Raw genomic sequence first — 20,211 nt, 5'->3', positions numbered from 1 at the left:
AGGGCGGATCGTGACCCAAGCAGAATTTGGCACCACCGTTGAACACACTGGATTTTGACAAGCAGCCGGAAGATACCCGTGTCGTCGTCGCCATGTCGGGCGGCGTCGATTCATCGGTCGTCGCCGGCCTTCTCAAACGCCAGGGTTACGACGTGCTCGGCATTACGCTGCAGCTTTATGATCATGGCGCCGCCGTTCACCGCGCCGGTTCCTGCTGCGCCGGCCAGGATATCGACGATGCGCGTCGCGTCTGCGAAACGCTCGGCATTCCGCATTACGTGCTCGATTACGAAAAGCGCTTTCGCGAGACGGTGATCAATCCCTTCGCCGAAAGCTATGTGGCGGGCGAAACGCCGATTCCTTGCGTTTCCTGCAACCAGACCGTCAAGTTCGCCGATCTTCTGGCAACCGCCAAGGAGCTTGGCGCCGATGCGCTGGCGACCGGCCACTATATCCGCTCGGGCCTGAACCCTTCGCCCGAAAATCCCGGCCGCCGCGCGCTTTTCCGCCCGGCCGACGCCGATCGTGACCAGAGCTATTTCCTGTTCGCCACGACCCAGGAACAGATCGACTACCTCCGCTTTCCCTTGGGCGGCCTGCCGAAGGCCGAGACCCGCAGGCTCGCCGAAGAAATGGGCCTCGTCGTCGCCAAGAAGGCCGACAGCCAGGACATCTGCTTCGTGCCGCAGGGCAAATATTCCGACATCATCACCAAGCTGAAGCCGAATGCGGCACTCGCCGGTGAAATCGTCCATCTCGACGGCCGCGTGCTCGGAAGCCATGAGGGCATCCTGCACTTCACGATCGGCCAACGCCGCGGCATCGGCATCGCCACCGGCGAGCCGCTCTACGTGGTCTTTCTCGACGCCCGTTCGCGCCGCGTCATCGTCGGGCCGAAAGAGGCGCTGGAAACGCACCGCGTCTACCTGCGCGACGTCAATTGGCTGGGCGACGAGACGCTTGCGCAAGCCGCCTCCGGTAAAGGCTTCGCCTGTTACGCCAAGGTTCGCTCGACACGGGCGCCGGCACCCGCCGTGCTGCATATCAATGCGAACGGCACTTATGTCGACCTCACAGTCGGTGAGGCGGGTATCGCCCCCGGCCAGGCCTGCGCGCTTTATTCCGCACCCGGCGACAACGCCCGCGTTTTCGGCGGGGGTTTCATCGAGCGCTCCGAACGCGAACCTTCGGCGGAAGCTTCGCTGAAGGCCCTCTTGACCAGCCCCGTCGCCGCCTGAAACCGATAGGGAACAACAGGTGGTAAACCCACCGTTTTTCTCGATCATGCGCTTGACACAAAGCCGAAGCGCACCTTATAAGCCGCTCATCCCACGAGCCCGCTGCGCTTCGCGAGCAGGTGTCGTTTGGCCAGTGGCGGAGTAGCTCAGTAGGTCAGAGCAGAGGAATCATAATCCTTGTGTCGGGGGTTCAAATCCCTCCTCCGCTACCAGTCTTATCACGGACATTTCGACAGGCTGGACAGGAGCGCTTTGCTCGGTCTCGTTTTGGTCTCAGCTTTCCGGCGCGGGAAACCCCGCGCCGTCCACGCACCAGTCAAACGATGAAATGAAAATCGTCGTATCGCGCACCATAATAATCCGGACCGCTCGTTTCTGTAATGACGGGCTCGGTGTCGAGCACAAGATAGTCGATTTTGCCCCAGGCGCTGAGATCGATCACTTGTGGTGCGTCCATGCTGTCGGCGGTCACGTTAACCGTGGTCGAGAACACGATATTGCCATTGAGATGACCTTCGATCGTCAGAACGTTGTCATAGTCCGACGTGCCGTTTGCGACGCTGAATTGCTCGATCTGGAAGGTTCCGCCATCGGCGGATAGAATGGGTGTCCAGAACACGCCGCCCGACAGAACATGGTTGCCGTCGGCTTCTTTCTGAACCGTGGCGTCGTCACCATCTCGCCAGGCGCCCCAATCGAAGCCTTTATAGCCGGTCGGGAAGTCGTATTTGCCGACATCCTCAAAATTGACGAATACGTCGCCACGTTCCGGCAAGTCGACAGCGATATTGAGCAAGCCGAAGTCCGTGGCGCCTTTGCCATCGGAAATCTTGAAATTGAACTGGTCGACGAGTTGATCCCCTGGGCCGAGCGCTGATACCACCGGGTTGGAATGATCGAGCGCATAAGTGTAACCACCGTCGGAATAGACAGTCAGCGTGCCGTATTTCCCCTCGATCGTCGTGCTCGTGGCGGGCCCGTTCGGATCGGCGGGTTGGGGAATTCGTTGTCCATTGACGAAGTTCAGGCGCACCCGATCTCCATCGACATCGGTGGAACTGGTATTTTCGAGGATGTCGCCACTGATCGGATCGTTGATATCGAAAACAGGCAAGTATACGTCAACTGCGACCGGCTTGTGGTTTGCCATTTCTACCTCCCTTGTGATGTTGTGTTCGACTATGCAACCCTGTCGGGTGGCTTGGCAATGTAAATTGCCGGAGCATGAGATTAATTCGTCTACTCCAGCCGGCAAATTCGACTGGCTGCAGCTCCCGGCACCAAATAAAGAAGGCGGCGATGACGTCGGTCCTGCTCGTAATTCAAGTGTTGGTGCTGCTGCGGTCTCGTCGGCCGTGGCAGAAGCATTCCTGGCAGGAAATAATGACCGGCCAACAATGACGTCGTCATGACGATATACCGAATGAGTTGCTGACGTACGAAGCGCAACCTTTGTGACGGAACGAGGGAATAACCGGGAGGGCCTACGGTTCTGCGATCGTCTCATTAGTGCAGCCCGCCGACCACGAGCAATGTCTCGACAGCATCATGAGCGCTGAAGAGACTTTCCAATGTTCCCGTCCAGGCCAGTCTGCCTCGCTCGAGAATGACGACCTGATCGGCGAAATCGAGCGCGCTCCGGATGCCTTCAAAACGCAGACCTCTATGGCTCGCGCACCAGTCTCAAATCTTCATATCAGAATGGCAATCCCACATAGTTCTCCGCGAGCGCCGTCGAGGCGGCGCGGGAATGAGTGAGATAATCGAGTTCCGCCTCCTGGATCTTCTGGTCGAAATCGCCGGTATCGGGAAAACGATGCATCATCGTCGTCATCCACCAGGAAAACCGCACGGCTTTCCACACACGGGCGAGTGCTTTCTGCGAGTAGGCGTCGATGCCGTCATCCGAGCCTTCGCGATAATGCTCGATCAGCCCGGAGAATAGATAATGGACGTCGCTGGCTGCAAGGTTCAGCCCCTTGGCGCCGGTCGGCGGAACGATATGGGCGGCGTCGCCGACCAGGAAAAGCCGGCCGAAACGCATCGGCTCGGCAACGAAAGAGCGTAAAGGAGCGATTGATTTCTCGAAGGACGGCGCAGTCGTCAACGCCTCGGCGTGATGCGCCGGCAGGCGCCGTCTCAACTCGTCCCAGAAGCGGTCGTCGCTCCAGTCTTCCGCCTTCTCGTCGCGCGAGCATTGGATATAATAGCGGCTGCGCGTGGCCGAGCGCATCGAACAGAGCGCGAAGCCCCTTGGATGGTTGGCGTAGATCAGCTCATGGCTGACAGGCGCCACGTCGGCAAGAACGCCCAACCAGCCGAAGGGATAGACCTTCTCGAAACGCCGGATCGCCCGTTCGGGGACGGCCTTGCGGCTGGCGCCGTGAAAGCCGTCACAGCCGGCGATGAAGTCGCAATCGATGCGCCCGGCAGCGCCGTCCTTTGTGTAGGTGAGGAAGGGAGCGCGGCCGTCGAAATCATGCGGCGCGACATCGGCGGCATCGTAGATCGACAGGGCGCCGCTTGCTTCGCGCCGCTCCATGAGATCGCGCGTCACCTCGGTCTGACCGTAGACCGTCACGCGCCGGCCGCCTGTCAGTTCATGCAGGTCGATGCGATGGTCGCGTCCGTCGAAGGCGAGTGAGAAACCGTCATGCGGCAGGCCTTCGGCATGCAGCCTCGCTGCCGCTTTGGCTTGATCCAGCAGTCCGACGGTGCCTTCCTCCAGAACGCCGGCGCGAACCCGGCCGAGGATGTAATCCTTGTTCACGCGATCGAGAATGACATTGTCGATGCCGGCCTCGGTCAGAAGCTGACCGAGCAGCAGGCCGGATGGCCCCGAGCCGATGATGGCGACCTTGGTTCGCAAATGCGTCCTCCCTGCATTTTTGCGTTTTGCCAGATTCTGCCCCGTCGCCCTTGCTGCAGCAATGGACATCCCGGCCTTAAAATTGCACTAATCGAACATTAGTGCGGGAGAGCCCGATGAGCAGACATGTCCCGACCTACGAGCTCTACGGTGAGAATACTGGGCGAGAGCCGGATTTTTGGTTGCATTGCGAAACAGTTCGCTCCCGCAGCAGCTTGCATCAATGGGAAATACGCCCGCACCGTCACGAGAGTTTCTTTCAGATATTGTACATCAAAGCGGGTTCCGGCGATGCGATCTTCGGCGAGGAGAGGCATGCCATCCGGCCGCCGGCAATCGTCACCGTACCGCCCGGGCTCAATCACGGCTTTCGGTTTTCACGCGATATCGACGGCATTGTGATCACCCTATTGCGATCCCATCTCAGCCATCTGCCCGGCGAGCGGAGCCAGCTCGGCGAATGGCTGGCGACGCCGCATCTGACGCCCCTCGATCCTGATAATGCCGAAGCTGTGTATGTCATGCAGACGGTGCGGCGACTGGGCGACGAATTCGAAAATCGCCGCAGCGGCCGCAACGAGACGCTGGGCGCCTACGTGGCTCTGGTGCTGCGGCTGACGGCGAGGATTTCACAGGAGGGAAACAGTGACGAACTTGCGTCGAATGAGAACGAGCGGCGCATGGAAAAGCTAAACGAGCTTCTTCAGCAGCATTTTCGATCGCACAAGCCCGCTTCCTTCTACGCCAGAGAACTCGGAGTTTCGCCGGCACATCTCACCCGGATCGTCCGGTCGATGACTGGCAGCACCCCGCACGCTTTGATCGCCGGCAAACTCGTCGACGAGGCGAAACGCCAGCTCGTTTTCACGCTTGGCAGCGTTCAGGAAATCGGATTTCGGCTCGGCTTTGCCGACCCCGCCTATTTCTCGCGCTTCTTCCTGAAATATACGGGAGAAACGCCGCGGGTCTGGCGCATGAGGGAGAAGGTTCGGCTTGAACGCGCGTAGGGTTTCGGCATTCGGCTACGCAATCGCAGGTCTCGGAATCATTGACGGCATCGTCGAGGGTGATTGCGCGGGTGAAACAGTTGCCGCCGTGCACGACGCGGTGGCCGGCGGCGCGGGTGGCGGCCATGTCGAAATGATCGCCGAGATGCGCAAAGGTCTCATCGATGACGCCGTGCAGGTCTTTCATCACCTCGGCCTTCAACGGCATGTCGAATGTCTGCGATCCCCGGTTTAGTCCGAGTAAGAGCGGCTCGGCGCGGAAATCGATCACGCCCTTGCCGAGGCGCCCCGCTTTGGCGCCATCAATCGCGAAGATATCGATCTTGCTGGGATTGTGACGCCGCATGTTCATGGACGCGCCGGCCGGATATCGGTGACGGTCTATCGTCCGATGTCAGTGGCTCACGGGCCAGACAGGCGTCATGAGAGCTTCACGCGGCGGAATTATTAACAAAAGGCAAATTTGCAAAACGGAATAAGGAACTATGCCATGGCCGATATTGCCCCCAGCCAGGTTCATAGCGACGCTTCCCACCCGCTCCACAGTTCGAATTCGGCCGGCAAATGGTTCTTGCCGGTATTCGGGCTGGTTCTGGTCTGCGGCCTCGGATATGTCGCCTATGCACTCGGACGCGACCTGACAACCGCAGTTGCCGTTCCCTGGATTCTCTTGGGCCTTGCACTGCTGATTGCGCTCGGCTTCGAATTTGTCAACGGTTTCCACGATACGGCCAATGCCGTCGCCACTGTCATCTACACCCGTTCCATGCCGGCGGAATTCGCCGTCATCTGGTCCGGCTTCTTCAACTTTCTCGGCGTACTGACCTCGAGCGGCGCCGTCGCCTTCGGCATTCTGGCGCTGCTGCCGGTGGAACTGATCCTGCAGGTGGGCTCCGGCTCTGGCCTTGCCATGGTGTTTGCGCTGCTGATCGCCGCGATCGTCTGGAATCTCGGCACTTGGTATCTCGGCCTGCCGTCGTCGAGTTCGCATACGCTGGTGGGATCGATCATCGGCGTCGGCCTAGCAAACCAGTTCCTGGCACCAGCCGGCACTGCGACCAGCGGCGTCGACTGGTCGCAGGCGACCAATATCGGCCTGTCGCTGCTGATCTCGCCGCTGATCGGCTTCGGTCTCTCCGCGGTGCTTCTGCTGGTCATGAAGCTTCTGGTGCGCAACAAGGCGCTCTATGCCGAACCGAAGGGCAACCAGCCGCCGCCGCTCTGGATCCGTGCGATCCTGATCTTCACCTGCACCGGCGTCAGCTTCGCCCACGGTTCCAATGACGGCCAGAAGGGCATGGGCCTCATCATGCTCATCCTGATCGGCCTCGTGCCGACAGCTTTCGCACTAAACCGCACGCCCGATGTCAACTATCTTGAAGCCTACAAGTCGGCATCGGTCCAGGTGGAAGCCGCGCTCGGCAAATATGTGAAGCCAGGCGTGACCGTCACCGACTACAAGGCCGAAGTCAGCAACGCCGTCAAGAACAAGACCTGGACGGATGCGACGACGCCGGCCCTGCAGCAATATATTCATCAGACGAGCGCCGAAGTCGCTGGCTTCCCGACGCTCGAAGCGGTGCCGACCAATCTCGTCGGCAACGTCCGCAATGACATCTACTTGATTGGCGAGGCGCTGAAGCTGATTGACAAGCAGAAGCTGTTGCCGATGGATGCCGGCGATCTCCTCGCGGTGACGAACTATCACAAGGCGGTCGACAACGCGACGAAGTTCATCCCGCTCTGGGTAAAGGTGGCGGTCGCGATCGCGCTTGGCCTCGGCACGATGGTGGGCTGGAAGCGTATCGTCGTCACCGTCGGCGAGAAGATCGGCAAGACGCATCTGACCTACGGGCAGGGAGCGGCAGCCGAAGTCGTCGCGATGATCACCATCGCCTCGGCCGATCAACTCGGCCTGCCGGTCTCGACCACGCATGTGCTGTCGTCGGGCGTCGCCGGCACCATGGCGGCGAACGGTTCCGGCCTGCAATGGTCGACCGTGCGCAACATGCTGATGGCCTGGGTGCTGACGCTGCCGGCCTCGATCGCAATCGCCTTCGTGCTCTTCGTAATCCTGCGTCAGGTCTTTTAGAGCAAATTCCAGGAAAAGTGCGAAGCAGTTTTCCGTCCGGAATTGCGTCAAAAAGGTAGGCATAACGTCAGGCCGTTGAGGCTAGACTGGCATTACGATCGCTGATGAAGATGCCCGCCTCGGCGGCGGGCATCGCCTTACCGAAAAGATAGCCTTGGCCGATGTCGCAGCCGAGCTGCAGCAGGAAGGCGAGCTGGCCGTGCTCCTCGACGCCCTCAGCGGTCGTCTTGATGTTGAGGCTCCTGCCGAGTCCGAGCATGGCGCGGACGATTTTTTCCTGACGTTCGTCGTCGCGATAGGTGGCGATGAAGCTTTTGTCGATCTTGATCTTGTCGAAACGATAGCGGGCGAGCTGGGCCAGGCTCGAATAGCCCGTGCCGAAATCGTCGAGTGCGATCTGGATGCCGGCGGCGTGCAGTTCGTCGAGAATCACGGCGGCGATGGCCGGATCCTGGATCAGCGCGTTCTCGGTGATCTCGACTTCCAGGCGCTGCGGCGGCAGCCGGCTTGCCGAAAGCACCTTGAGAATGCGCGAGGTCAACAGCCTGTCTTCCATCTGGACCGGCGAGACGTTGAAAGACAATGTCACATGCTCGGGCCAGGTGAGTGCATCGCTGCAGGCCTGAGCAAGGAGATCCTCGAACAGCGCAGTGATCATGCCGGTTTCCTCGGCGATATCGATGAAGACCGGAGGCGGAATGTTGACGCCATCGTCGCCGATCCAACGCGCCAACGCCTCGAAGCCGCAGAGCTGACCGGTCTTCAGGTCGATCAGCGGCTGATAGAAGGGTTTGATCGCCTTATTGGCGATTGCCGCGCGCAGCCGGGTTTCCAGTGCAGCGCGTTCCGTTACCTTGTCCTGCATTGCAGGTTCGAAAACGAAATAGTGGTTGGGTCCTCGAGATTTCGCCTCGTACATGGCGAGGTCGGCACGATGAGCGGCATCTTCCAGCGGTTCGGCTCGCTCGGCCCAACGGTCATAGCCGACGCTGGCGCCGACTTCGACGGCAAAACCATCGATATGGATCGGCCGGGTGACGGCTTGGATCAGCAGCCTGGCAAAACGCTCCTCGCGCTGCGCCGTCAGAGCAAAGGCGACAATGATGAATTCGTCGCCGCCGAAGCGATAGACGCAATCGGCGTTGCCGAGCGCGCAGATCCGTCTGGCAACCTCGATCAACAGAACGTCGCCGCCCTTGTGACCGACGAGATCGTTGACCTTCTTGAAGCCGTCGAGATCGACGGAGAAGATGGTGACGTTGCGGCTCCACTCTTCGACCTCGTACTCGTCGTCCTTGACTGGCCGTGAGAGAATCTTGCGCTCGAAGGCGTAGCGGTTCGGCAGTTTGGTCAGATGGTCGTGGGTGGCGGTCCAATCGGCCTTCGCCTGAGCGGCGGCGCGCAGTTCGGTTTCCTTGCGCAGGTCGGCGATGCGCAGCACCGAATAGATGAAGCTCATGGCGCCGGCGATACCGAGCGCCAGAACGAGCTTGTCGGCGCCGTATTCGCCGAAACCGGTCATGAAGAAGACAAGGCTGTCGTCAAGCTGCAACAGCGCGCCGAGGAGCCAGAGGGTTATCCCAAGCCCGACAATCGACACGCATTGCCTTCCGGCCTTGCTTTGGAAAAACACCGGCATATGGTCTTCTCCGACTCCACCCGCGCCGAAGTAATCATGAAAGTCTGAAATGTTCGTTGAAACCAGAAGGCGAATTATCAGAGGGGCAGCCTATGGCTGTGCCGTGGAGGGACTGAGGGCGCTTTCGCGGAACCGGGTAAAACGCTGAGCGCGATCGTCGTCGTGGTTGCAGACCGGCAGGCGGGGGAAAGAACGAAGGCGAGCGTGCCGTGGCACCGCTCGCCCTTTTCGTGCTTCAGGCGGTAACGATCAGCAGCGGTACGCTGACGATGAGACCGACCAGAACCGCAATTGTGGCGACACGCACCAAACGCAGGCGCCGCGTGCGCTCCCCACTCCAGTCATATGTCATGTCTTCCATCTCCTTGGGACAAGGAAGTAGTCCCGGTAGAACCGGGTTCAATAGAGATGACGCGATTTGCTTGTGTAAGGCTGGATAAAATGAGGGATCGCTAATGCTGGAATCGCAGAGACCAGCGCCGTCCATTGCTGGTCATGCGAACAATGCCAAGCGGCTCGACGTCGACGAGCCAGAAGGAGGAGAGCGGCGCCTGAAGTACGTACGCGATCGCCGCTCGGATGACGGCCGCGTGGCTGACGGCGATCACATGGCCGCCGAGAGCGGATTCATTGTCCATCCAACCGCCGACACGTGTTCTGAGATCAACAAGGCTCTCGCCCCCGTGCGGAGCCGCTTCAGGATCGCACATCCAGGCCATGAGGTTCTCCGGCTCTTCTGCCTCGATCGCTGCGATCGACCTGCCGGCCCAGCGCCTGTGATCGCAGTCGCGAAGCGCCTGATCTATCCGGGCGTCGAGGCCGAGGGCTTCGGCCGTCTGGCGGGCGCGCAAAGCCGGGCTGGTGACAATACGATCGGCGCGGGGCAGGGCGGTCATCCTGGCCGCTTCTTCCGCGGCCTTGTTGTCCAGCGGTTCATCGAGCGGGAACAGGGCCTTGCGGCTCGCTGCCGTCGCGCCGTGGCAGATCCAGATAAGTCGCGTATTCACGGTCGTTGCGATCTCCGGATAGCGGTGGGAACAGCCCTTCGCCGCTTCATGAAGTTTCGTTGACAGGCTCTTCGGCCTGCAGATATAACCGTGCTGTTGCGGGTTTGGAAGCCGGTGTAAATCCGGCACGGTCGCGCCGCTGTGACCAGCGTGTCGAAGGTTCTTCGCGCTGGAAGTCAGACCCTGCCGCATAAGCACTCTTTCGACTGAACGCGTCATTCCCGGAGGAATACATGTCTGACACCACTTTTGCGCCCGTCGCGGCACCGGCGCCAATCCCGGTAGGAGAAATCCTGCCTTGGGCGATCTTCGGCGGCCTGTTGATGCTGATCGCCATCTATTTCGTCGGCACCGAGGAAGGCGCGATGGCGCTGTTCAACGGCATGTATGTGCACGAATTCGTGCATGACGGCCGTCATCTCCTCGGCTTTCCCTGCCACTAAGGGGGATCCTGACATGGTCGGAAATCTTCTACTTCGCGGCATGCTCGCGGGGCTGATCGCTGGCATTCTGGTTTTTGCTTTCGCGCATATCTTCGGCGAGCCGCTGGTCGATGCGGCGATCGCCTTCGAGGAGGCGAGCGCCCAGGCGGCGGGCGAAGCTGCCGAACCTGAGATCGTCAGCCGTGCCACGCAGGCCGGTCTTGGCCTCTTCACCGGCGTCATGGCCTACAGCATTGCCGTCGGCGGGCTTTTCGCGCTCGCTTTCGCTTTCGTGCACGGCCGCATCAGCAGGCTTTCGGCACGCGGCACCTCGGCGGTCATCGCCCTTGCCGCCTTCGTGGCGATCGTCGTCGTTCCCGGTATCAAGTATCCGGCCAATCCGCCGGCGGTCGGCAATCCCGATACGATCGGCGTCAGGACCGAGCTGTTCTTCCTGATGATCGTCGTCTCGATCGCTGCTTTGATTGCCGCGGTGGCGCTGTCGCGGCGCCTTTCCGAGCGTTTCGGTCTGTGGAACGGGGCGATCATCGCCGGCATCACCTATCTCGTCTTCATGGGCCTGGTGCTCTATTTGCTGCCGTCGATCAACGAAGTGCCGGAGAAGTTCTCGGCGATGGTGCTCTGGCGTTTCCGCACGACCTCGCTCGGCATGCAGGTGATCCTCTGGGCAACGCTCGGTCTTGGCTTCGGAGCGCTGGCGGAAAAGCTGCTTGCCGTGAAGGGCGGGCAGCGGGCTCGACCGGCACCGGCATTTCACTGAACGCATCGAGGGGCGCCGCCTTGCCGGCGCCCTCAAGTTTTTCGAGCGAGTATGAAAAGCAGCAAAACCATATCGATTCTGTCGACGGCGTTTGCCGCCGCCGCTTGGTTTTGTGCGGTTGGCGAAAACGCGCTTGCCCATAGCCGCAGCGTCGGCGGCAGCGATACCGGCCTCGATATCCCGGAAATCTCGCATGGCGAGATGGCGGTGATTTCAGACTACCGCGGCGAAATTGTCGGGTTGGCGTCACGCGCGACTGATACAAACGAGCTGTTCCGGCGCGTTCTGAACTATGCCGAAATCCAATATTCCTATTGTCTCTGGGGGCGGATGCCGGGCAGCGTGAGCGACGAGGAGAGCCCGTTCAACGAATGTGCTCATGCTTATCTCGCGGCGGCCAAGGCGGTATTGCTTGAGATGCGTGAGATGCCGCGGGAGGCCGTTGCGGCTAATGAAATCATTTCCGCGGTCGATGCCGACATGGTGCGGCGCAGCCTGGCGCTCATCACTTGCAGGTTCAGCGGCGAGGCCTTCAACACAGCCGATGTCGTCAAGCCGCGCTGGAGCAAAGTGCCGTTTCATCCCGCCAGCATGGCGTCGCTGACGGGGCTCGCCGCTCTGTTCGCCCTTGTGACGTTTGCGCTGGGCCGCTTTCTGCGGCCGAAGGCTCAATCGTCGGAATAGCGCTGCTCGCGCCACGGATCGCCATAGATGTGGTAACCGTTCTTTTCCCAAAAGCCGGCCTGGTCGGCGGGCATCAGCTCGATGCGGCGCAGCCATTTGGCGCTTTTCCAGAAATAGAGATGCGGTACGACGAGGCGCATCGGGCCGCCGTGATCCGGCGTCAGCGGCAGGCATTCCCACGATGTCGCAAGGATCGCATCCTCGGCGGCGAAATCGGCAAGCGGCAGGTTGGTGGTATAGCCGTCATAACTCGTCAGCATGACGTAACCGGCTTCGGGCTTTGGCATGGCGCGATCGAGCAGATCGCGGGTCGAAACGCCTTTCCATTTGTTGTCGTAGCGCGACCAGGTGGTGACGCAGTGGATATCGCTGACCTTGGTGCTCTGCTCGATCGCCTGGAAGTCGGTCCAGGTTAGGGTGAGCGGCGTTTCGACGAGGCCGCGCAGCTCGAGACGCCAGCTATTCGTGGAGATGACGGGCTGCTGGCCGAGATCGAGCACCGGCCAGTTTTTGACGAGGTGCTGGCCGGGCGGCAGGCGCTCAGCTTCGGGACGGCTGATGCGGCCGGTCAGGAATTTACCTTCAGCCGCCCATCGACGCTTGGAGCTGGTGAGCTTGCTGTCGGCGGGCGTCTGGTCGTCGCTCATGATCGGGTTCCCTACGATGCCGCAATAGGACATCGGCCTTTGCCGGGTGTCAAGTTTCGACGGGCCCTTGGAAATCACTGTGGGTATTATTAGACTTGTGCCGTCGGGTATGCCTCACTGGGGAGTGGAGGCAGAAAGGGGAGGAGCAGGATCTGTCTTCGAGATATCGTGCGATAGCGGCGCTGCTGGTGATGCCGCTGATCATCTTCGTCTTCTTCACCTATGGAGGCGCGATCGCGACGCGCGCCTATATGGGGGAAGCTTCGGCGCAGGCGAGAACGGCGCTGCGCCTTGCCGTCTCGGCGCTCAGCGGTCATCTCAACCGCTACGAGGCGCTTCCGGCGCTGATCGCCGATCACGACGATATCAAGGAACTGGTGAGTGCGCCTGAAGATGCAGCACTGCGCGGCGCGGCCAATCTCTATCTCAAGGAGATCAACGGGCTGCTGAAATCCTCCGACATTTATGTGGTCAAGCCGGACGGAGAGACGATCGCGGCGAGCAATTACGATGGACCGGGAAGCTTCGTCGGACAGAATTTCAGCTATCGGCCCTATTTCCAGGAGGCGATCGAAGGCCGGCAGGCGCGGTTCTATGCGCTCGGCACCACCTCGCTGAAGCGGGGCTATTATTTCGCTGCGCCGATCCGGGCCGGCGCGGATATTCGCGGCGTCATCGTCTTCAAGGTCGATATCGACATGATCGAATCCTCCTGGGGCGGCGGCGAATACAAGATCTTCGTCTCCGATCCGGAGGGCATCATCTTCATGTCCGGCAGCCCGGAATGGCTCTACGGTGCAATCCTGCCGCTGACGGCCGACCGCATCGCGCGAACGGAAGCGTCGCGGCGTTATGCCAATGCCAGGCTGACGGCACTGCCAGTGACCCGCCAGCGCCTTGAGCCGCACGAGCTGATGACGCTCACTGGCGAGCGCGGTTCGAGCGAATATCTGGTGCTGTCGCACTACATGCCGGCCGAGGACTGGACGGTGAACGTGCTGATGGAGACGAGTTCCATCCGCACCCAGGCGCGCACCGCGCTTGCGGCGGTTTTTCTCGTCCTCTGCATTGCCGGGCTCGCGGTTGCTGTTCTGCGGCAGCGGAGGGCGCGCTTGGCCGAGCGCATGCAGATGCAGGCTGAAGCTCGCAACGAGCTGGAGCGGCGCGTCGAGGAACGCACGGCCGATCTTGCCCGCGTCAACAGCCGCATAGAAGAAGAGATTGCCGAACGGCGTCTGACCGAGCAGCAGCTCCGTCAGACACAAGCCGATCTCATCCAGGCGGGCAAGCTTGCCGGCCTCGGGCAGATGTCAGCTGCGCTGTCGCACGAGTTCAACCAGCCGCTCGCCGCCGCCAAGACCTATACGGACAGCGCCTCCGTTCTCATCGATCGCGGTCGGACGGAGGAGGCGGGGGACAATATCCGGCGGATCGGCGGGTTGATCGACCGCATGGCCGCAATCAGCCGGCACCTGCGCAATTTTGCGCGCAAACCGAACGAGAAGCTCGGGTCGGTTTCTCTCGACGAGGCGATGCATGATACGCTCGAGATCATCGCCTGGCGGCTGAAGGCGGCCGATGCCGAACTCAGGCTTGATTTGGGTAGCCGACCGCCGATCGTGCGCGCCGGTTCGGTGCGGCTGCAGCAGGTGCTGGTGAATGTGATTTCCAACGCGGCCGATGCGGTCGAAGGGCTGGATGACAGACGCATCGAGGTTTCGGCCTTCGAGGCGGCCGGCAAAGTGGTACTGACCGTGCGGGACCATGGGCCAGGTGTACCGGCGGCCATCGCCGAGCGCATCTTCGATCCCTTCTTCACGACGAAGGGCGTTGGCAAAGGGCTCGGTCTCGGGCTTTCGATCTCCTACAACATCATCAAGGATTTCGGCGGCAGCCTTACTGCTGCCGATCATCCCGAAGGAGGCGCGGTATTCCGCATCGAGCTACAATCGGCGGCACGGCTGATGCCGGAGGCGGCGGAATGAACGATGCGAAGATCCTTTTGGTCGACGATGAGGAGGAACTGCGCCGCTCGACAGCGCAGGCGCTGGAGCTTTCCGGCTTTAGTGTCGAGACCTTTTCGAACGGCGATCATGTGCTGGAGCTGATCGGCTACAGCTTTCCCGGCGTCGTCGTCAGCGATATCCGCATGCCCGGCATGGACGGCATGACGCTGATGCAGAAGATCCGCGAACTCGACCCAGAGGTGCCGGTCATTCTCGTCACCGGCCACGGCGACGTTCAGCTTGCGGTGAAAGCGATGCGCGAAGGCGCCTATGATTTCATCGAGAAGCCGTTCACCCCCGAGATGCTCGCCGGCGTCATCCGCCGGGCGATGGAGCGGCGCGGCCTCGTGCTCGAAAACCGGCTGCTGAAGGCGGTCGCCGGCAAGCGCGACGATATCGAGGCGCGGCTGCCGGGGCGCACGCAGGTGATCGTGGATCTGCGCTACCGCATTCGCGCGATCGGGGCGACCGATGCCGATACCCTTATCGTCGGCGAGACCGGGGCCGGCAAGGAGGTGGTGGCGCGGGCGCTCCATGATATCAGCGCCAGGGCGAGCCGGCCGTTCATCGCTATCAATTGTGCCGCGCTGCCGGCGAACCTGATCGAGAGTGAGCTTTTCGGCCATGAGGTGGGGGCCTTTCCGGGCGCGGTGAGGCCGCGTTACGGAAAATTCGAACACGGGCGCGGTGGCACGATCCTGCTTGACGAGATCGGCTCGATGCCCATCGACCTGCAGGCGAAGTTCCTGCGGGTGCTGCAGGAGCGGGTGATTTCGCGGCTGGGCTCGAACGAGGTCGTGGCGCTTGACGTACGCTTCATCGCCACGAGCAAGGTCGACTTGGAGGCGGAGGTGGCGGCCGGACGCTTCCGGGCCGACCTCTTCTATCGGCTGAATGTCGCGACGCTGCATGTGCCATCACTGTCGCAGCGGCGGGCGGATGTTCCGCTGCTCTTCCTGCAGCTGGTGCGGGAGGCAGCTGCTCGCTACGGCCGCGACGAGATGGTCGTGCTGCCTGATGTGATCGCCGACATCGCCCAGCGCGACTGGCCGGGCAATGTGCGCGAATTGAGAAATGCCGCCGATCGTCTGGTGCTCGGCCTCGATGGCGGTGGGCGGCAGGCGGGCGAGGCGGTGGGGCTGGCCGAGCGCGTCGCCGAATTCGAGCGCGGCGTGATCGCCAGCGCTCTCGTTGCTCATGGCGGAAGCCTGAGACCTGTTTATGAATCGCTCAGCATCTCGCGGAAGACTCTCTACGAGAAGATGCAGAAATACGGGCTCGACAAGAAGCTGTTGGCGACGGAGATATCCGGCGAAGTCCAGCGCGAGCCTTGAGCCGAGCGCGGCGTGGTTGCCGGACGAGGTTTCCCGATTTCAATTTCACTGTCCAGCGTCGGCGGGTGGTTCGCAATCGATAAATCGCCGCTTGACAGGCAACTGTTTGGTTGCCTATAAACAATAACAGGCAACCAGATGGTTCCGTATAAAGACATGGATGACGATGCGGTTTTTCGGGCTCTGGCGGATGCGAGCCGGCGGCAATTGCTCGACCGGCTGCATGCCAGAAGCGGCCAGACGCTGGCCGAGCTCTGCCAAGGGCTCGCCATGACGCGCCAGGCAGTGGCCAAACATGTCGCGATCCTGGAGGAGGCGAGCCTCGTTTCGTCGCAGCGCCAAGGTCGGGAGAAGCTGCATTTCATTAATCCCGTGCCGATCAACGAGATCGCGCAACGCTGGATCAACAAATTCGAGCGGCAGCAGCTGAATGCGCTCGCCGATCTGAAGAAGACCCTCGAAGGCAAGGGCGGCAACTAGATCCGCGGCCTGGCCATCGGGAGTACTTAGACCACGATGCCGAAAAGTGTGAGCGGTTTTCGGACGACATCATGCTCTAACTATCTAATTGAGAGCAGGATTCAGATTTTAGGCCGACCCGGCCTAGAATCATCCTGTTCTTGTCCTGGCGACAAGGGAGTATCATCATGGCTGGCAGTACATACAACTATGTCACCTTTATCCGCACGACGCCCGAGCAGCTTTGGGCGGCGTTGACGACAGCCGAATTCATGAAGAAATTCTGGCTCGGCGCACATTTCGACACCGAGTGGAGGGCAGGCGCTGCCTGGAAGCTTCTGTTTGAGGACGGATCGGTCGCCGACACCGGCGAGATCCTGGAATGCGATCCGCCGAAACGGCTCGTATTGAAGTGGCGGAACGAGTTCATGCCCGAGCTGAAGGCCGAGGGCTATTCGCAATGCGTGATGGAGATCGAGCCGGTCAATGATACGGCCACCAAGTTGACGGTCACCCATTCCATCGCAGTCGAGAACTCCAAGCTCATCGATGCCGTTTCCGGCGGCTGGCCACGCATTCTCTCCAACCTCAAGTCGCTGATCGAGACCGGTGAAGTCGTGCTGCCTCCCAAAAAATAAGCCGGTGGTCATGGTGCAATGGGTGGATTTCCACCCATTGCGCAGGCCGTTTGTTTCCAAATGGACCCATGCCGCATCGCACTATCGCAAAATCGTCTTTCGAAAGCGTTGGCGATGATTGCAGGTCGATTTTTCCTGGCGGCAAATGAGTGATCCGAACCGGCGCGGAGGATGCGGCGGCGGGCTTGCTTATTTCATCAGGGAGGAAACGATGAAAATCCAGAAGGCCATGCTCGGCCTGACCGCGGCTGCCGCGGTCTCTCTTCTCGTCAGCGTCGCTTCGGCGCAGACCTATCCCGAGCGCACCATCACCATGGTCGTGCCGTTTGCGGCCGGCGGCCCGACGGACACCGTGGCGCGCCTCGTCGCCGAATCCATGTCGAAGGATCTCGGCCAGCAGATCGTCGTCGAAAATGTCGGCGGCGCCGGCGGCACGCTCGGCGCCCGCCGCGTGGCGAGTGCCGATCCCGACGGTTACACCGTCCTGCTGCACCATATCGGCATGGCGACCAGCGCCACGCTCTACCGCAAGCTCGCCTATGACCCGCTCGGCGCCTTCGATTATGTGGGCCTCGTCACCGAGGTGCCGATGACGATCGTCGCACGCAAGGACTTGGAGCCGACAGACCTCAAGGGGTTGATCGATTACATCAAGGCCAACAAGGACAAGGTGACGGTCGCCAATGCCGGCATCGGTGCGGCCTCGCATCTCTGCGGTATGATGCTGATGAGCGCCATCCAGACACCGCTGACGACCGTGCCCTACAAAGGCACCGGCCCTGCCATGACCGATCTGCTCGGCGGCCAGGTCGACGTCATGTGCGACCAGACGACCAACACGACGAAGCAGATCCAGGGCGGCACCATCAAGGCCTATGCCGTGACCTCGCCCAACCGCCTCGACGTGCTGAAGGACGTTCCGACTGCAGTCGAAGCCGGCCTTCCGGGTTTTGAAGTCGGCATCTGGCACGGCATCTACACGCCGAAGGGCACGCCGGCCGCGATCAACGAACGTCTGTCGAAGTCGCTGCAGGTCGCGCTGAAGAACGCGAATGTCGCCGCACGCTTCGCCGAACTCGGCACGGCGCCATCCTCGGATGCCGATGCGACGCCGGCTGCGCTGAAGGCCAAGCTCGAAAGCGAGATTGCCCGCTGGAAGCCGGTGATCGAGGCTGCCGGCGAATATGCGGACTGAGACTTGTCTCGTCCAGGACATGCCGGATGAGCCCCTCACCCTAATCCTCTGCCCGCACGCGGGGAGAGGGGACTTGCCCATTACAATGGTGGCAAAGCTGAGAGGTTTGCGGCATATCCCCTTCTCTCCGCTTGCGGGGAGAAGGTGTCGGAAGGCGGATGAGCGGTAATTGCTGCAGTAACGACGCTCCATCTCCAATTCCAGGAGACACCATGAAATCCATCAGTTTCGATACCACCAATGCGATCTGCGGAGCGCTCTTCGTCGCGACCGGCGCCTTCTTCGCCCTCCAGTCGCTGGGGCTCGACCTCGGCACGGCAGTGCGAATGGGGCCGGGTTATTTTCCGCTGGTGCTTGCCTGCGTGCTCGTGCTTCTCGGCGCCGTCATCTTCATTCAGGCCCTCCGGGTCGAGGGTGAGCCGATCGATCCCTTCGCCTGGCGCGGCATGCTTTTCATCCTGCCGGCGCCGGTGTTCTTCGGGTTGACGGTGCGCGGGCTCGGATTTGCGCCGGCGCTGTTCTTCGCCGCATTCGTCGCCTGCTTCGCATCGCAAAAGATGAATGTGTTGCTCGCTATCATTCTTTCGCTGCTGCTGACGGTTTTTTCGGTGGCGGTCTTCAGCTACGGGCTCGGGCTGCCGTTCGAGCGCTTCGGCCCCTGGGTCCGGTTCTAGGAGGCGATGATGGATCTTTTCAGCAATCTCGCGCTCGGTTTTGCGACAGCCGGCACTCCGGAAAACCTGCTCTTCTGCCTGATCGGCGTGCTGCTCGGCACGCTGATCGGCGTGCTGCCCGGCATCGGCGCAACGGCGACGATCGCCATGCTCTTGCCTATCACCTTCCAGCTCGAACCGGTCTCCTCGCTGATCATGCTCGCCGGCATCTATTACGGCGCGCAGTATGGCGGCTCAACCACGGCGATCCTCATCAACATGCCGGGTGAATCCTCCTCCGCCGTCACCGCGATCGACGGTTACCAGATGGCGCGCAAGGGACGGGCGGGGGCAGCGCTTGCGATCGCGGCGCTCGGTTCGTTCTTCGCTGGCACGGTCTCGACCTTCCTCGTTGCGATCTTCGCGCCGCCGCTGACCGCGATCGCGCTGCAATTCGGCTCGGCGGAATATTTCTCGCTGATGATCGTCGGCCTCGTTTCATCGATTGCTCTCGCGCATGGCTCGGTCGTCAAGGCGCTGGCGATGGTGGCACTCGGGCTGCTGCTCGGTCTCGTCGGCACCGACATCTATACCGGCACGCCGCGCTTCACGCTCGGCATCCGTGAATATGCGGACGGGTTGAACTTTGTGGCGCTCGCGGTCGGGGTCTTCGGGGTGGCGGAAATCCTGCGCAACCTCGAGGGCGAGTCGACACGCACGGTACTGATGGCCAAGGTGTCCAGCCTTTTGCCCTCTCGCCAGGAATTCAAGGAGATGATCGCGCCGATTATTCGCGGCACGGTGATCGGCTCGGCGCTCGGCATTCTGCCGGGCGGCGGCGCGATCCTAGCCTCCTTCGCCTCCTATACGGTGGAAAAGCGGATTTCGAAGACGCCGGCGGAATTCGGCAAGGGCGCGGTTGCCGGTGTCGCCGGACCGGAATCGGCGAATAATGCCGGGGCGCAGACCTCATTCATTCCGCTGCTGACGCTCGGCATTCCCGCCAATCCCGTCATGGCGCTGATGGTCGGCGCGATGATCATCCAGGGCATCGTGCCAGGCCCGAACGTCGCCACCGAGCAGCCGGCGCTGTTCTGGGGCATCATCGCCTCGATGTGGATCGGCAACCTGATGCTGGTCATCCTCAACCTGCCACTGATCGGGCTCTGGGTGAAACTCCTGACCGTGCCTTATTACGTGCTCTTCCCAATCATCATGGCCTTCTGCTCGATCGGGGTCTACAGCGTCAACGCCAATGTTTATGACCTCTATGCCGTCGCCTTCTTCGGGCTCATCGGTTATGTGCTGGCAAAGCTTCGCTGTGAGCCGGCGCCGCTTTTGCTCGGCTTCGTGCTCGGACCGCTGCTCGAGGAGAATTTGCGACGTGCGATGATTCTGTCGCGCGGCGATCCAACGATCTTCGTCACACGGCCGATCAGCGCCACTCTTCTGGCCATCGCGCTTGCCGTGCTTATCATCGTCTTCCTGCCAAGCGTGAAGAAGAAGCGCGAAGAGGTGTTCGTCGAAGAGACTTGATGAT

General features: G+C 61.2%; 18 protein-coding genes, 1 tRNA gene, 2 pseudogenes and 1 riboswitch. Of the genes and pseudogenes, 14 read left to right on the top strand and 7 right to left on the bottom strand.

Features of this window, described 5'->3' with window-relative positions; translation table 11 throughout:
* Positions 1-38 precede the first annotated feature (38 nt).
* The gene (gene mnmA, locus HJB89_RS15270; RefSeq protein WP_221116372.1) at positions 39-1,238 is read left to right on the top strand and encodes a tRNA 2-thiouridine(34) synthase MnmA; all 1,200 of its coding nucleotides are present in this window, start codon (positions 39-41) and stop codon (positions 1,236-1,238) included.
* A 135-nt stretch (positions 1,239-1,373) separates the two neighbouring features.
* A tRNA-Met gene (locus HJB89_RS15265) sits at positions 1,374-1,450 on the top strand.
* Between the two features lie 104 nt (positions 1,451-1,554).
* Here HJB89_RS15265 and HJB89_RS15260 read toward each other — a convergent pair.
* The 3 genes and pseudogenes from HJB89_RS15260 to pobA all read right to left on the bottom strand — a co-directional run bounded on the left by HJB89_RS15260 (position 1,555) and on the right by pobA (position 4,107).
* Positions 1,555-2,388, bottom strand: a complete 834-nt coding sequence (locus tag HJB89_RS15260) for a VCBS domain-containing protein (protein WP_221116371.1) — start codon at positions 2,386-2,388, stop codon at positions 1,555-1,557.
* A gap of 356 nt (positions 2,389-2,744) precedes the next feature.
* A pseudogene (locus tag HJB89_RS33755) lies at positions 2,745-2,882 on the bottom strand (ABC transporter ATP-binding protein); the annotation flags it as partial.
* A 52-nt stretch (positions 2,883-2,934) separates the two neighbouring features.
* Complete coding sequence (gene pobA / locus HJB89_RS15255) at positions 2,935-4,107, bottom strand: 4-hydroxybenzoate 3-monooxygenase (RefSeq protein ID WP_221116370.1); 1,173 nt, start codon at positions 4,105-4,107, stop codon at positions 2,935-2,937.
* Between the two features lie 116 nt (positions 4,108-4,223).
* Here pobA and HJB89_RS15250 point away from each other — a divergent pair, with 116 nt between their 5' ends.
* The gene (locus HJB89_RS15250) at positions 4,224-5,114 is read left to right on the top strand and encodes a helix-turn-helix domain-containing protein (RefSeq protein WP_221116369.1); all 891 of its coding nucleotides are present in this window, start codon (positions 4,224-4,226) and stop codon (positions 5,112-5,114) included.
* Positions 5,115-5,148: 34 nt separating this feature from the next.
* Here the strand turns inward: HJB89_RS15250 and HJB89_RS33240 are convergent.
* Positions 5,149-5,466 (bottom strand): annotated as a pseudogene (locus tag HJB89_RS33240) (acetate/propionate family kinase); the annotation flags it as partial.
* 138 nt (positions 5,467-5,604) lie between these two features.
* Here HJB89_RS33240 and HJB89_RS15240 point away from each other — a divergent pair.
* Positions 5,605-7,206, top strand: a complete 1,602-nt coding sequence (locus HJB89_RS15240; protein ID WP_221116368.1) for an inorganic phosphate transporter — start codon at positions 5,605-5,607, stop codon at positions 7,204-7,206.
* 67 nt (positions 7,207-7,273) lie between these two features.
* On the opposite strand, the gene HJB89_RS15235 is transcribed toward HJB89_RS15240, so the two are convergent.
* Together HJB89_RS15235 and HJB89_RS15230 are read right to left on the bottom strand one after the other, a co-directional pair.
* Positions 7,274-8,845, bottom strand: a complete 1,572-nt coding sequence (locus HJB89_RS15235) for a bifunctional diguanylate cyclase/phosphodiesterase (protein ID WP_207581641.1) — start codon at positions 8,843-8,845, stop codon at positions 7,274-7,276.
* Between the two features lie 452 nt (positions 8,846-9,297).
* On the bottom strand, positions 9,298-9,852 hold the full coding sequence (locus HJB89_RS15230) for a histidine phosphatase family protein (protein ID WP_207581640.1): 555 nt from the start codon (positions 9,850-9,852) through the stop codon (positions 9,298-9,300).
* Between the two features lie 77 nt (positions 9,853-9,929).
* Positions 9,930-10,072, top strand: a riboswitch (adenosylcobalamin (AdoCbl) riboswitch).
* A gap of 13 nt (positions 10,073-10,085) precedes the next feature.
* Between HJB89_RS15230 and HJB89_RS15225 the strand changes: the two genes are divergently transcribed.
* From HJB89_RS15225 to HJB89_RS15215, 3 genes are read left to right on the top strand one after another with little or no spacing between them, the layout of a single operon-like run.
* Positions 10,086-10,295, top strand: a complete 210-nt coding sequence (locus tag HJB89_RS15225; protein WP_065692515.1) for a CbtB domain-containing protein — start codon at positions 10,086-10,088, stop codon at positions 10,293-10,295.
* A gap of 13 nt (positions 10,296-10,308) precedes the next feature.
* Positions 10,309-11,055 (top strand): CbtA family protein, encoded by a 747-nt coding sequence (locus HJB89_RS15220; RefSeq protein ID WP_207581639.1) that lies wholly within the window; start codon positions 10,309-10,311, stop codon positions 11,053-11,055.
* A 51-nt stretch (positions 11,056-11,106) separates the two neighbouring features.
* On the top strand, positions 11,107-11,739 hold the full coding sequence (locus tag HJB89_RS15215) for a hypothetical protein (RefSeq protein ID WP_221150152.1): 633 nt from the start codon (positions 11,107-11,109) through the stop codon (positions 11,737-11,739).
* Here the strand turns inward: HJB89_RS15215 and HJB89_RS15210 are convergent.
* A complete protein-coding gene (locus HJB89_RS15210) occupies positions 11,724-12,386 on the bottom strand; it encodes a sulfite oxidase-like oxidoreductase (RefSeq protein WP_207581637.1) in 663 nt (220 codons plus the stop codon). The genes HJB89_RS15215 and HJB89_RS15210 overlap by 16 nt on opposite strands.
* 191 nt (positions 12,387-12,577) lie before the next feature.
* On the opposite strand from HJB89_RS15210, the gene HJB89_RS15205 reads away from it, so the two are divergent.
* From HJB89_RS15205 to HJB89_RS15175, 7 genes are all read left to right on the top strand, one after another.
* The gene (locus HJB89_RS15205; RefSeq protein ID WP_259669560.1) at positions 12,578-14,371 is read left to right on the top strand and encodes a sensor histidine kinase; all 1,794 of its coding nucleotides are present in this window, start codon (positions 12,578-12,580) and stop codon (positions 14,369-14,371) included.
* The gene (locus HJB89_RS15200; protein ID WP_207581636.1) at positions 14,368-15,726 is read left to right on the top strand and encodes a sigma-54 dependent transcriptional regulator; all 1,359 of its coding nucleotides are present in this window, start codon (positions 14,368-14,370) and stop codon (positions 15,724-15,726) included. The genes HJB89_RS15205 and HJB89_RS15200 overlap by 4 nt, the downstream gene beginning before the upstream one ends.
* Positions 15,727-15,882: 156 nt before the next feature.
* Positions 15,883-16,206, top strand: coding sequence for a helix-turn-helix transcriptional regulator (locus tag HJB89_RS15195; protein WP_207584368.1), 324 nt, complete (start codon positions 15,883-15,885; stop codon positions 16,204-16,206).
* Between the two features lie 167 nt (positions 16,207-16,373).
* Positions 16,374-16,823 carry an SRPBCC family protein gene (locus tag HJB89_RS15190; protein WP_207581635.1) on the top strand — a complete coding sequence of 150 codons (450 nt, stop codon included), beginning with the start codon at positions 16,374-16,376 and terminating at the stop codon, positions 16,821-16,823.
* Between the two features lie 211 nt (positions 16,824-17,034).
* Positions 17,035-18,018: a tripartite tricarboxylate transporter substrate binding protein BugD gene (locus HJB89_RS15185; RefSeq protein WP_221150151.1), complete on the top strand. Its 984-nt coding sequence runs from the start codon at positions 17,035-17,037 to the stop codon at positions 18,016-18,018.
* Between the two features lie 212 nt (positions 18,019-18,230).
* Positions 18,231-18,692, top strand: coding sequence for a tripartite tricarboxylate transporter TctB family protein (locus tag HJB89_RS15180; RefSeq protein WP_221131801.1), 462 nt, complete (start codon positions 18,231-18,233; stop codon positions 18,690-18,692).
* A gap of 9 nt (positions 18,693-18,701) precedes the next feature.
* Positions 18,702-20,207 carry a tripartite tricarboxylate transporter permease gene (locus tag HJB89_RS15175; protein WP_221150149.1) on the top strand — a complete coding sequence of 502 codons (1,506 nt, stop codon included), beginning with the start codon at positions 18,702-18,704 and terminating at the stop codon, positions 20,205-20,207.
* Positions 20,208-20,211 lie beyond the last annotated feature (4 nt).

It is taken from the genome of Rhizobium sp. NZLR8, assembly GCF_019685025.1.
Taxonomy (GTDB): domain Bacteria; phylum Pseudomonadota; class Alphaproteobacteria; order Rhizobiales; family Rhizobiaceae; genus Rhizobium.
Note: the sequence above shows the minus strand (reverse complement) of the source record. Positions and strands in the feature narration are given on the sequence as shown.